Consider the following 13959-nt stretch of genomic DNA (forward strand, 5'->3'; position numbering starts at 1 on the left):
TTGACAATTAGTTGTAAGAAAAGAAAGGAGGTACCAATTGTGCTTTGAATGCATTTTTTAAAATTTGGAAAATGTATCTAAAAAACAAAAGGAGGAGGAACAAATGAGGAAGAATAGTATTTTTAGGATGGAGATTATTTTTTTGACAATAATTTTTCTTATTATTATATCCTCGAGCTTGTATGCTGCAACGACAGGTAAGATATTTGGAAAAGTGACAGATAAGGGAACAGGAGAGCCTCTTATAGGGGCTAATGTGCTAATTGTTGGTACATCCTTGGGAGCAACCACTGATAAAAATGGAGAATATTTTATTATTAATATTCCTCCTGGTATTTTTTCGGTTAGATGCTCTTATATGGGTTATAACCAGGTTACTCAAACAGAAGTAAAAATTTATGTGAGTAGAACAACTTATTTGAATTATGAATTATCTCAATCAGTTGTGAAAGGTCAAAGTGTGACTATCACAGCTAAACGACCAATTGTTGTAAAGGATCTTACAGCCAGTGAACAGGTTATAACAACAAATGATATAGATAAAACCTGGGCAAGATCATTTGATGAAGTGATATCAACGCAGACAGGTGTATTTGGCGGCCACTTTCGTGGCGGATCGAAAGTTGAAACTTCTTATTTATTGGATAATGTAAGTTTGAACAGCGGACTTTTATCTGATAATTATCAAGGTTTAAATACAACTGCTCTGCAAGAAATTGCTGTCCAAACGGGTGGATATAATGCTGAATTTGGGAATGCCCAATCTGGAGTTGTCACTATGGTGTCTAAATCATCAGAGAAGGGGATTCACGGTACATTCCTTAGTCGTATGCGTCCTGCAGGAAAGTATCACTGGGGGCGTAATATCTACAGCCATGAAAATTATGATTGGGCAGGCCATGGCCTTGATTTTTGGACTGAAGAATCTCTTAATCCTCAGAGTCAATATTTCGGTCAGAATCCTAATAATCTACTTGCTCAATGGCAAACTCAAATGACTCCAGACCCAATTCAGGGAAAATATGCAGAGCGTCCTGAATATGAGACGGAATTTACAATTTACGGTGCTGCAAATTCTAAAATAAGTTTTTTGTTATCCGGGCGATACAAACGGGGGGTCAATATTTTTCCACAAATGACAGCATATAATCCGGAATATAACTTTCAGGGGAACTTGGAATATAAGCTCAATAAAAATATGAAATTGAAATTTAGTGGAATATACGGTGGTTATGAAACTTGTTCAAATTCACTTTCAAACTATAATACTTTGGAAAATTCACAAGAAATTGCTTGGTTACCATTTCCACAAGCAACCGATCCTTACCACTGGTTTAAAATTAATATGCCCGGTGCCTGGCATTTCTGGCCGGAATTGAGAAAAACACAGAGTTATTCTTTGAAGTGGACACATGTACTTAATCCAAAAACTTTTTACGAAATCAATTTCAACTATCTGCATGATAATATGGATAAAACTGACAGAGATAACCTTTTCCCATGGTCTATCAGGACAGCAGATAATAAATGGGATTTTGATGATGAAAAATTCGGTATGCTTGGTATATACGAATTAGAAGGCTATATCCATTTTAATGTGTGGTTTGATAGTAAAGTTTATAGTATCAAAGGTGATCTTACAAGTCAAGTTAATAAAAACAATTTGATTAAGACGGGTTTTGAAGCCAAGAGTTATGATTTTGCTTATGATCATGCAATGTCGTCCTATGAAGGCGGTAGCCGCTGGAACTTGATGAATATTTTCAATGGTAAACCCTATGAAGGTACATATTACGTTCAGGACAAACTTGAATTTGCAGGAATGATTATTAATGCAGGTATTCGAATGGATTTTTTCAATCAGAAACGTAATGCACCTAAAAACATGTTTGATCCTCTGGCTTACGAGTCGACAACTCCTGGTAACATTACTCCATGGTATCCTGGGGAACCGGAAAGGGAAAAGACAAAAACACAATTTGCTGTAGCTCCCCGTTTAGGGATTTCTCATCCTATCAGTGAAAATACGGTGTTACACTTTAATTATGGCCATTTTTATCAAAGGCCTTCATGGAACAAAATGTTTGGATTTCCATATATCAGTTATACAGAGGATAATGAAGTTCTGCGAAATCCTTATGATCCCAATACTATAGCTTTTATGGATCAATGGCAGGGTTTTCTAGGTAATCCCAAAATGGGATATGAGAAAACAATTCAATATGAGATTGGAGTGGATCAGAATATTGCCAATTTATTAAGGCTGGATATAACAGGTTATTATAAAGATGCCAGTGATCAAACAGTATTTAGGGAAGGTACTTATTACGATCCATACTACGGGGATCTAAATACTTGGACAACAGTTTACAACGCTTTGAACCAATATAATATCCCACTTATGGTCTCTAACTGTGCCTATGCTGATATCCGCGGATTAGAAGTTAAAATGGATACTCGTTTTAAGTTTCCCCTCAATTTTAACTTTAGTTATGATTTAAATTACACAACAGGAGGAGTTGTAGGATATGCTACCCTTTATGAATTAAATTCAGGCGTAAATTCACCTCAGGGTTTTGCAGGGCGGAAAAAACCGTGGAACAGCAATAACAAATTCAAGGGTATAGCCAATTTGTATTTTCCATCTGGATTCGGACCATCCATTGCAGGATTTAAGCCGTTGAGTAATTTTAATGTAAATTTATATTTCGAATACTGGAATGGTCAGCAGTATACTTATCATGGACCGGGAGATGCATCAACGGAGCCAAATAACATGCGCTGGTTTGCTCATTACAGAACGAATTTGAAAGTAGCAAAAAGAATCCAGATTCTGGGCATTCAAACCGAATTGAGTATGGATATCCGAAATCTTCTTAATAACAAAGATCTGAATTTGCTGTTTGGTAATGATATGACATTTTATCAAGAGAATCCAGATCTTTCACTTGAAGAAAGGCTACCAAAGAATTGGTGGTCAGGTGAACCAAATAAGTGGGTTTGGTATAGTTGGGCAAATCTGCCACGACAAATTTACTTCCAATTGAAAGTCGATTTTTAACATTAAAAATGGTTGTTAATAAATTGATAATATGACATTTAATTGTTAAGTAAAGGAGAATCAGCATGAAAATGAACAAAAATAAATATAAAGGTTGCTGTAAGTACAGCTTCCTTTTACGGGTAAAAATTCTTTTCCTTATGTCTTGTCTGGTTAGTACTTCGTTTGCACAAGTAAATTGGGATAAGGCATCGCTAACACGAGGAAAAGTATGGCTAACTATTATGAATTCTTGTCAGTGGGGTAATCCTGTTAATCCACCTTCCAAGTTTTATTTATTAGATTATCCCGGATATAGTACAGGTGCTAATCTTTGGGACCATATGTCCTATGCCTGGTCTGGCGGGTACACGATTTATGGGGAGAGAAATGGAGCTGCAGCTGCCTATACAATTGGTACTGCTTTTTATTCATCATCGCAGTATGTTTACCCAACAGTTGCATCATCTCTAACTAAAAATTATAATCTGGAAGATCCCGCAATACCTGCAGAAGAAGTTGCTTCAGGTGCATCACATGTGATCGATCTAAACGTGGATGTATCCCATAAAAGCATGGTATGGAGTTTTCCAAAATATGATGATTTTATCATCCATGAATATACAATCACAAATACAGGTAATACACCATTGGACAATCTTTATTTTGGTGTGCGTGTTGCTTGCTGGCCCACTATGAAAGGGGACGGTGCTATTATTGGTAATGGTAATTTTAGTTGGAATATTGATAATAAATACGGTTGGAATGAGAATTACGATTTTTACTATGTCTATGATGGCTGGTCTTTCCGGTGGGAAGATGAAGCGCCGCTTAATTTTACTTTTGGTCCCGGACCGGAAACTGGTGATATAGGTGATCCGGCTGATCTTTTTGATCCTAATGCACAAACTCACGAACTTCTTGCACCTGGATACACGGCTATCGTCTGTTTGGATTCTGCTGGGGCTAATGTTTATCAGAATATTGGACAATTTTTAGGTCAACAACCACCATTTGCAGGTCAGGTTGACCCTGAAGATATTGTTCCTCGTCTCGGGACCAATACACCTTCTGAAATTCTGGAAAAAATTACACATCAACAGCCGCGTTTATCCTGGGATGATGCACATGCACAGGGAGTAGAAGGCGGAAGTAAATATTTAAGAATGCCTGAAGTTATGATCACATGCGGGCCCTATAATGATATTCCCCCTGGTGGATCTGTAAAAGTTGTATTTGCTGAGGTTTTGGGTGAGATGGATAGAGCTAAGATTGTCCAAGGTGGGGTGGAGAATGTAAAACTTCTAGCAACAAAATCGAAAGCAGCTCTTTTTGAGAATGTGAAAAATTGTTTTGAATTGTATCACAACGGATATCAGATAGATGATCCACCACCGATGACACCAACGAACGGGGAAAATAGTCTTACACTAACTCCGATTGGCGGTGGTGTTAAAATTGCATGGCCACCTATTCCGGATACATATACAGATCCTGTTTCAGGAGTCAATGATTTAGAAGGATATAGAGTATATCGTTCAAATTATTTTGTAATCGGACCCTGGAAGCTTATTGCAGATATTAAGATTGAAGATGCAGCTGTTGAAGATGGAATGGTTTCTTATTCAGATGAAGGTTTGTCATTGGGTGTTGGTAATTATTATACAGTAACGAGTTATGATACCAATGGGAATGAGAGCGGAAAGGTTAATGCTAACCGATATCCCGTTTATCCACTACGTCCGCCAAACCCAGACTTTCCTAAAAAGGTGTATGTGGTTCCAAATCCATTCCGCCAACACAGTGGATTAATTGGTTCAGGTGAAGAATTGAGAATGGAATTTATTGGTATCCCGGCACAGTGCACGATTAGGATTTATACTTTAGCTGGTGAATTGGTAAGAAAAATCGAACATGATGATGGTAGCGGGTCCCAATCATGGGGTAGTATTCTTGAATTGGATTATCAAGTGAATAAGTGGATGATGTATGTAGCACCTGGGGTTTATGTTTATCATATAGAATCAAATGTTCCAGAACATAAAGGTGAAACTTACATTGGTAAATTAGCAATTATTAAGTAATGGGACATTAATGATCAAAATACCAATTTTATCCCACAGGAGGAACAAAGATGCAATATAATAAAAAAACTATCATATTCATCAATGCTACCCTCGTCTTTCTTATGGCCATTTCAGGATTGTATGCACAAAGTGGTATTGATCCTTATAAGATTGAACGTGTTGGTTTGACAGGGTGGCAATTTTTAAAAATTCAAAATGATGCTAGATTCGCAGCAATGGGTGGAGCCTTTACTGCTGTTTCTCATGGTGATGCTGGATCAATATTCAGTAATCCGGCAGCTTTGACTGATGTTGATAATTTGGATTGTTTTATCAGCAATGTCAATTGGATTGCTGATATAGGATATAGAAATGCATCAATTGCTAAACGGTTAGGCAGGATAGGCGTGTTCGGGCTTAGCGTTGCCATAGTTGATATGGGAGATATTGATGAAACTATAAACAGTCCTGTTATTGGAGAAAATAGAACTGAAGCTGTCGTTACTGGAAATACTTTTAGTGCAAGCGATTTTGCGGTTGGATTGTCTTATGCAAAAAAAATTACTGACCGTCTTTCCATTGGTGGTAATGTAAGATGGATTCAGGAAAAGATTGCGGATGTTAGTATGCAAAATGTATCTGTCGATTTTGGTACAATCTTTCATACTGGATTCAAGAGTTTGCGATTTGCTATGTTGGCACGTAATTTTGGACCCGATGCTCACTTAGTTGGATGGTCCGAAGAATACCAATCTGAGGCAGTTGATGTTCGTATGCCACTTGATTTTCGTTTAGGAATGGCTATGGACTTTTTTGATACTGAAGGTAGTAATCAGCTATTAACAATTTCCTTAGATGGCAGTCATCCTAATGATGGCCCAGAAAAGATAAATTTAGGCGGCGAATATACTCTTGCAGATATTCTTATCCTTCGAGCAGGTTATCGTTTTAATTATGATGAAGAAAATTTTTCTTTTGGTGGCGGACTACAGTACAAAATAGGTGAAGTATCAGCAAAGATCAATTATGCATTTGTTAACTTTAGCAGATTAAAGCAAGTTCAAATGTTCTCTTTAGGCTTTTCTTTCTAAACTGGAAAAGAGGCCAGTGAGTGGTTTTTTCTTAGCTGGCCTCTTTAATTAAAATGACCTTATCTATCTAAATATAATTTAAAATATTGTGACAGGCGGAGAAAAAAATACATGAAAAGAAATATCATTTTATTTTTTATATTTGCCTGCTTTATTAGTGTTATTTTGTGAGTTCAAGGAGTAATTGCAACTGTTAGTAAAAAGAGAGGTTAATTATGTTTGTATTACAAAGTTATCTACCAGCGGTAATTTTTTGTGTCATTACTATGTTTTGCTGGGGATCTTGGGCTAATACTCAGAAGCTGGCAAAAAAGGAATGGCGTTTTGAACTTTTTTATTGGGATTACACGATCGGTGTTTTATTATTATCCATTGTTTCAGCGCTTACTTTAGGAAGTATGGGATCAGTCGGAAGAAGTTTTTTCCAGGATATAGCTCAGGCTGATTTCAACAATATACTATCAGCAGCTATTGGGGGAGCTGTGTTTAATGCTGCAAATATCCTTTTGGTTGCTGCTATTGCTATTGCAGGCATGTCTGTTGCCTTTCCCGTAGGGATAGGATTAGCCTTGGCATTGGGAGTTGTTATTAATTTTATTGCAACACCACTCGGGAATCCAATACTCCTTTTTGTAGGGGTGGCATTAGTAGTTGCAGCTATTTTTTTTGATGCTGCTGCCTATAAAAAAATACCTGGTCAATCTGGAAGTGTCTCAACTAAAGGTCTTGTTCTTTCTGTTTTATGCGGAATTCTGATGGGATTCTTTTATAGATTCGTAGCGAGAGCTATGTCAACAGACTTTGTTAATTTGGAAGCAGGGAAACTGAGTCCTTATACAGCTGTGTTCTTTTTCTCTGTAGGAGTGGTTGTCAGTAATTTTGTATTTAATACCATAATTATGAAAAAACCATTTGTTGGTAAGCCGGTTCCATTTTCTGCTTATTTCAAAGGCGGATTTCGCATACATCTAATTGGTATACTTGGTGGCATTATCTGGAATATTGGAATGTCCTTAAACATAATTGCATCAGGTCAGGCAGGTTTTGCGATTTCCTATGGACTGGGACAGGGAGCCACGTTGGTAGCGGCACTCTGGGGCGTATTCATTTGGAAGGAATTTAAAGCAGCGCCAAAATCAGCAAATAAACTCATAGCACTTATGTTCTTTTGTTTTGTTATCGGTTTAGGTCTTATTATAATTTCAAGGTTGGCTTAATTTTTTATAAAAGAGCATATTGTTATAACATTTTAATCTTATCTATGATAAGTATCAGGGAAGAAAGTGATACTGCAAAAAAGTTTGAGTTATTCAATAGTTGTTTTATTTGTGATTATTCTATGCAATTGCTCTGTGCAATCTTTAGATGAGGATAATTCAAACTTAAATTATATACCACCAATTAGTGATACACGGGATGTCTTTGTACTATCCCGTGCTACTAAAATTTGTCAACTCGTAGGCGATTGGGATCGAGAACGACAAGAGCCGACGCTCAATCAAACAGGGATTAGGTATAATCTAGATATGATAGACCTCGGCGTTCCATTTATACACAAAGGTCTGACGTATATTCTTTTTGGTGAAACATGGATAGGTGCTTACGATGCTATAGCCTATACGAATGATACTACTCCGGAGGATGGTCTCCAATTGGATTTCATCCAAAATGAAGATGGACATTTCAGACCCGTAAGTATTCCTGGTGTAAGTCTGGGGGCTTTTGAAGCGCTATTGGAAGGGGTGAGTATAGGGGGGCGTATGTACATCTATGTAAGTACAGATAATTATAAGTATGGTGTAGGGCCTGGTTATGAGTATTCGCGTTCGGTCTTGGCGGTATCTGATGATAACGGATATACTTTTACTTATTTATACGACTTATCAACATTTCCAAATGGGCATTTCATCAATGTTTCAATTGTAAAAGTGGAAGTATCAGCATGGGAAGGTTTTCCGGATTCGACGGGTGTCGGCTTGGTTCTATTTGGCTCTGGAAAGCCCGCACAGAGCAATGTTTTTCTTGCTTTTCAACCTGCAGAGCTGATTGAAGACCCATCGAGTATATGGTATTTTGCAGGTTTGACTGATTCTGGTGAACCAACCTGGAGCAGCCAAGAACAAGATGCTAAACCGCTCTTTCTTCAACCATGTGTGGCATCAATATCAGTTACATACAATCGTTTTATTCATAAATGGATAATGCTCTACCCCTGCCTTTTCCCAGAAAGACCCGATTATCTGCGAGGTATCAATATGCGAACCGCGGATTATCCATGGGGTCCTTGGTCACTTCCGACAATCATTTTCCATCCATGGGAGGATAACGCATTAGGTAGCTACATGCATGTGAGTTGGGAGTATGCTGTGATGGATTCTGTGCATGATCCTGGCAGGGAATACGAATGGGGTATTGAATACGGTTCCTACCAATATGGGATGTTCGCGACTGGAGATTCCGCTACGACAACAATCTATTTTAATATGTCCACTTGGAATCCGTATACTGTTGTATTGATGAAGACTATTTTACAAAAGTTGTGAACTAACCCAATTTTAGTTATTATTTTCTGATTGTTTAAAAAGAAGGGTGAAAGGAGTTGTGAAATGCGAAAGAAATTGTTAATTTTTATAGTAGTATTATTCATTTTTTTATTAATTCAGCCTATGCAAGCACAACAGGTCAAGATGGAGAAAATAAATTACGGAGGCTGGCCAAATTGCATTCAATTGAGTAATAATGAAGTCGAACTTGTAATAACTACAGATGTCGGCCCTCGTGTTATCAGATATGGTTTTGTCGGTAAACAAAATCTTTTCAAAGAGTATGCAGATCAAATGGGCAAAACAGGTGGTAATGAGTGGCGTATTTATGGTGGACATCGTCTTTGGCATGCACCAGAATCAAAACCACGTTCATATGCACCAGACAATGAATCAATTAAATATGTCTGGGATGGTACAACATTGATTTTAATACAGCCCGTCGAACATTCAACCGGGTTTATCAAAGAAATAGCGATTACACTTGACTCAAAAGGAACTCATGTTAAAGTTGAACATACTCTTATCAATAAAAATCTTTGGACGATCGAGACAGCACCCTGGGCAATGTCTACAATGGCAGAAAATGGTCGGGCCATTTTCCCTCAGGAGCCACTGTATCCCTATCCGGAATATCTGCCTCCGGCGAGACCAATGGTTTTATGGCATTACTCTGATATGGGTGATCCAAGATGGACATGGGGTAAAAAATATATTCAATTACAACAGGATCCCAAAGCAACCGGACAAGTTAAGATTGGATTAGGCAATACTCTTGGATGGGCAGCTTATTGTCTTAATGGCCAGGTTTTCATAAAACGTTTTCCTTATGTTACTGGAGCAATTTATCCTGATTTTGGAAGCTGTAACAATGAGACATTTACTAATCAAAGTATGTTGGAAATAGAGACTTTGGGTCCTATTGTGAAAATATTGCCAGGGGGTAAAACAACTCACATAGAACATTGGTTTCTATTTAATGCAAAGATCAGGAAAAGTGAAGATTCAATTGATAAGAATTTACTCCCTTTAGTTGAACAAACAAAAAAATATATAAATTGATGGGTCAGAGTTATTATTTATTTAGTTTTGATTTTTTAAAAGGAGATGTTAAAAATGAATAAATCGAAAATTATTGTAATAGGAAGTGCAGGTGTTGATTTAACAGTTAAACTTGAAAGACTGCCCAAACCAGGTGAGACTATTGTGGGTGGTACTTTTAGTAAAGCATATGGTGCTAAAGGTGCAAATCAAGCTGTTGCTGCTGCGCGACTTGGAGGGAATGTCACATTTGTTGCAAACATGGGTGCTGATGATTACAGGAAAGAATCCATAATAAATTTTCAAAATGAAGGGATGAACACAGAATTTATCACCGCTGATAATGAATATCCTACAGCAGTCGCTTTTATTTTTGTTGATAAAAAAGGGGAGAACGCTATAGGAGTCGCTTCTGGTGCCAATATGAATTTATCAGTAAAAGATGTTGAAAAAGCAAAGGGCGTTATAGCAGATCATAATGTGATGCTTTTACAATTAGAAACTCCTGTTGAAACGAACAGGTATTCCGCACGTTTAGGCAAAGAATTCGGAATTATGGTCATATTAAATCCAGCTCCGGCATTTCCATTAGATGAAGATTTATTGCGAATGATTGACGTATTGACACCCAATGAAACCGAAGCTGAGATTTTGACTGGTATTAAAGTCATAGATGAAAGTAGCGCTAAACAAGCTGCAGACATGTTAAGAAAAAAAGGTGCAGCCAATGTAATCATCACCATGGGAGCACAAGGGGCTTTTCTACTCACGGATGTACATTCGGGAATGATATCGAGCATTAAAATTGATGCGGTAGATACCACAGCGGCTGGAGATGCATTTAACGGTGCCTTAGCCTTTGCGTTGTCAAATGGAGAATCTCTAAAGGATGCTGTTAAATTTGCAAATATGGCAGGGGCTTTTGCAGCCACTAAATTAGGAGCACAACCATCTATGTCGAATCGAGAAGAACTCCGTAAATTTGCAGGTGTTTGATATTTTAAGTTATATCGTATTGATAGAATGTAAAATAATGGTTTGAGAAAAGGGAGATTACAATGGAATCTAAAAGTAGGAATATTTTCACTCGCTTCAATTATTTTATAATTTTTAACATTATACTCACTATATTCGTAATCCCTTGCTTTTCCACGGTGAAAGTTCAAGCAATCCCAAGTGAAAATATTCCAAATGAGATAATAATTGAAAATGATAGTTTGTATATTCATATAAGCTTAGACTGGAAACTTTCAATAACATCATTTAAGTACAAACCAAGGGGTATAGAATTAATTCAACCTGGTTATCCCATGCCGCTTGTTGGGATTGAAAATAATTGGTCTCTTTATAACTGTGGTTTTGGGATTCGAAATGCTAAAATAACCAAAACTAAAGAAAAAGTTGATGTACTTATTCATGCCTTTTCCAATTATTTGGAAAATCCATTCCATCTTTTTATAAAACTTACAGTTCGAGAACTTTCACAGATAGAGGTAAAAATATGGCTGGAGAATCGCCTGATAAAAGGTTTTCATGATTTATATCGCGAAACTGATGATTTGGTCCCGACAGGCATTGTTCCCGGTCTGCCGTGGTTGCCTTTTTTGTCACCAATTCCAGGCGGAGAAAGAAGGGTCTTGTATCCAGCACAATCAGGATATGTGCTGACCAAAGTGACAGAGAGAATGATGGACAAGTATCATCCTGTATACGAGTGGGAACGATCATCCGATCCTGAATCAGTTAGAATGATGTTTAATGGGGCAAGGGCGGAACCTAGCGATCCGATGATTCCGACTATTGTCGAATTCCCTGCGATAGATTTGGGTGTTTTTCTGTACAGGGAGAAATCAGATCTTAAATGGCGCTTTAATTCAATCGAAGAAGCTATGTGGCCGTCTCAATCTATGGGTATTAATAGAGGGGGCAGAATTAATATTTTTGAAGGTGTGCTTCGTGTTTTTGAGGGCGACTGGCATAAGGGATTTTATTGGTTTAAAAATCGTTTTCGAAGTCGTTTTGATTTTACAAATTATAAGAGACCAGGAAATGAAAAATTCAAGAATATGTTTCTTGGTTGCTGGTCTTTTATTTATAATCACAACATTTACAATCCTGTTAAAAACCAATTTACTATTGGTGAATACCTGAAAAAAGTTAAATATGAATTTGGCGGTTTCGATCAGTTTGTTTTTTGGCATTCTTATAACCGTGTTGGTGTGGATCCAAGAGATCAGTTTGATCTTCTTCAGGATTTACCAGGAGGAATTGATGGTGTGAAGAGGTTTGTAAATACAGCACATGCAATGGGAACAAAGGTTTATCTACCATTTAATCCTTGGGATAAAATTCGGAAACGAAAAAATATGTACAGGAGACAAGCTGAGGATTTGGGGACTGTAGGTGCAGATGGACTATTCTTGGATACAATGGGTGGAGGAGATCAATCATTTAGAAAAGAAGTAAACAAATATAATCCGAGTGCTCAGTTTCTTTCTGAGTTTAGACCTTCATTTAAAGGGCTGCAATTTACAACATCTCATTACAATGAAAATTTTCAAATATGGCCGATGAATACCGTTGATCTGTTGCGTTTCGTATTACCAGAACATAAAATCTATAAAACAGAACGACTGCAACGAGACAGGAAATACCTGATATATAATGCGTTTTTCAATGCCACTGGTTATGCGGTATGGGATGATGTGTTTGGTGAGATAAATGTTCAAACATGGGACGAGAAAATATTAATTAAAAGATATAATGAAACGATGCATAATTTCGCATATGTATTTGAAGGAGATCGATCTATGCCTCTGGTACCTAGTTTGAAAAAGGGTCTCTATATAAACGGTTTCTTTAACGATGGAATTTACATTTATACTCTATTGGTACCTGAGCGTAAAAATATTTCACGATGGCTGGATACTCGCATAATCGGACGCATTTTCCAGATTAATATCCCAGACAATTGGCATTTAGTAGATGTGTGGAATAAACGACCGGTTGAAGTTCGAATTGAGAAAAATAAAAAATATGTTTTTTTACCTCAAGAAATGCCCGATGTTGCAGGATGTATAGCAGCTATGCCTAAACTAATTGATGTAACAAAGAAAAACGGAATTTGGACTGCTAAAATAACTGGTGACCTTGCAGGTACACTTGAACTTATTGGTTTTGATGGTACATTGCAAGACAAAAAGAATTTAGAAGTTAAAGCAAGCGAATCTCTGACCTTTAATAGAGATTCAGTTAAAAAAAGTACTGATGGGTATGTAATGATCCAATATCGCAATGACAATAAGGAGGTGAAGGATGTTGCGCTGGTCAAAGTTGGTTATTAATAGCAATCTTCTGATTGTTTTTTTGTTATGCTGCATTCTCCCTTTGAAAAGTCAGGATGCTCCAAAAGGAATGGTACTTGTGCCCGGAACTAAATTTCATTTTATTCAGGTCAATCGATGGCGTGAGGGGCTGCAATTACTACCTTATAAAGAGGGACCTATTGGTGACGCCTATGTTGAAGATTCCTGGGTAGATTTGGATAGTTTTTACATTGACATTCATGAAGTAACGAACAAACAGTACAAAGAGTTTTTGGACGCTACAGGTTACAAACCAAAATGGCCGATGAATTTTCTTAAACATTGGAAAAATGGTAAAATTCCGAAAGGAAAAGAAAATTATCCAGTTGTTTATGTAGACTTCCGGGATGCACAAAAATATGCTGAGTGGGCAGGTAAAGCATTGCCGACTGAAGCACAATGGCAATATGCTGCTCAGGGTACAGATGGGCGGATTTTCCCATGGGGGAATAAATGGGATCCGAAAAAGGCCAACGTGAATTCGAATGGTACGAAACCCGTTGGTTCCTATCCGGAAGGAGCAAGTCCGTTTGGTGTGCTGGATATGGTAGGGAATGTGGCAGAAATGACTGATAGTTTTCAAGATGATGGCTGGCACTGGTTTTCTTATATTCGTGGAGGCAGTTGGTTTCAGTCATTTGGTAGTCTTTGGTACGTGGCGAATGGCATTGTGACCAATCAGCAAAGAGTGAAATTCTGGTGGTTAAATCCTGGATTTAACCGTTCATCAGCTATTGGATTTCGTTGTGTTAAAAAAATGAGATAATATCTAAGGCTAAATCCAGGTAATAAATGTTATAGTTAGTGAAAAAG

Annotated in this window: 9 protein-coding genes; all 9 read left to right on the forward strand. The window is 37.4% G+C overall.

Annotated elements, in window-relative coordinates:
- Positions 1-103 precede the first annotated feature (103 nt).
- The 9 genes from J7K93_12300 to J7K93_12340 all read left to right on the forward strand — a co-directional run bounded on the left by J7K93_12300 (position 104) and on the right by J7K93_12340 (position 13912).
- Positions 104-3061 (forward strand): carboxypeptidase-like regulatory domain-containing protein, encoded by a 2958-nt coding sequence (locus J7K93_12300; protein MCD6117791.1) that lies wholly within the window; start codon positions 104-106, stop codon positions 3059-3061.
- Between the two features lie 65 nt (positions 3062-3126).
- Positions 3127-5124, forward strand: a complete 1998-nt coding sequence (locus J7K93_12305; GenBank protein MCD6117792.1) for a hypothetical protein — start codon at positions 3127-3129, stop codon at positions 5122-5124.
- Positions 5125-5174: 50 nt separating this feature from the next.
- Entirely contained in the window at positions 5175-6197 is a 1023-nt protein-coding gene (locus J7K93_12310; protein ID MCD6117793.1) for a PorV/PorQ family protein, read from the forward strand.
- Between the two features lie 215 nt (positions 6198-6412).
- Positions 6413-7414: a multidrug DMT transporter permease gene (locus tag J7K93_12315; protein MCD6117794.1), complete on the forward strand. Its 1002-nt coding sequence runs from the start codon at positions 6413-6415 to the stop codon at positions 7412-7414.
- Positions 7415-7480: 66 nt separating this feature from the next.
- Entirely contained in the window at positions 7481-8740 is a 1260-nt protein-coding gene (locus J7K93_12320) for a DUF4185 domain-containing protein (GenBank protein MCD6117795.1), read from the forward strand.
- 63 nt (positions 8741-8803) lie between these two features.
- Positions 8804-9802: a hypothetical protein gene (locus tag J7K93_12325; GenBank protein ID MCD6117796.1), complete on the forward strand. Its 999-nt coding sequence runs from the start codon at positions 8804-8806 to the stop codon at positions 9800-9802.
- 54 nt (positions 9803-9856) lie between these two features.
- The gene (gene rbsK, locus J7K93_12330) at positions 9857-10777 is read left to right on the forward strand and encodes a ribokinase (protein ID MCD6117797.1); all 921 of its coding nucleotides are present in this window, start codon (positions 9857-9859) and stop codon (positions 10775-10777) included.
- 62 nt (positions 10778-10839) lie between these two features.
- Positions 10840-13125, forward strand: coding sequence for a hypothetical protein (locus J7K93_12335; GenBank protein ID MCD6117798.1), 2286 nt, complete (start codon positions 10840-10842; stop codon positions 13123-13125).
- Positions 13097-13912: a formylglycine-generating enzyme family protein gene (locus tag J7K93_12340; GenBank protein MCD6117799.1), complete on the forward strand. Its 816-nt coding sequence runs from the start codon at positions 13097-13099 to the stop codon at positions 13910-13912. The genes J7K93_12335 and J7K93_12340 overlap by 29 nt, the downstream gene beginning before the upstream one ends.
- Positions 13913-13959: the final 47 nt, after the last annotated feature.

This window comes from bacterium (assembly GCA_021158245.1).
In the GTDB taxonomy this organism is placed as follows: domain Bacteria; phylum Zhuqueibacterota; class QNDG01; order QNDG01; family QNDG01; genus QNDG01.

Coding starts and splice junctions, on each gene's coding strand:
- J7K93_12300 (MCD6117791.1), top strand. CDS start 104: ATGAGGAAGAATAGTATTTTTAGGATGGAGATTATTTTTTTGACAATA.
- J7K93_12305 (MCD6117792.1), top strand. CDS start 3,127: ATGAAAATGAACAAAAATAAATATAAAGGTTGCTGTAAGTACAGCTTC.
- J7K93_12310 (MCD6117793.1), top strand. CDS start 5,175: ATGCAATATAATAAAAAAACTATCATATTCATCAATGCTACCCTCGTC.
- J7K93_12315 (MCD6117794.1), top strand. CDS start 6,413: ATGTTTGTATTACAAAGTTATCTACCAGCGGTAATTTTTTGTGTCATT.
- J7K93_12325 (MCD6117796.1), top strand. CDS start 8,804: ATGCGAAAGAAATTGTTAATTTTTATAGTAGTATTATTCATTTTTTTA.
- rbsK (MCD6117797.1), top strand. CDS start 9,857: ATGAATAAATCGAAAATTATTGTAATAGGAAGTGCAGGTGTTGATTTA.
- J7K93_12335 (MCD6117798.1), top strand. CDS start 10,840: ATGGAATCTAAAAGTAGGAATATTTTCACTCGCTTCAATTATTTTATA.
- J7K93_12340 (MCD6117799.1), top strand. CDS start 13,097: ATGTTGCGCTGGTCAAAGTTGGTTATTAATAGCAATCTTCTGATTGTT.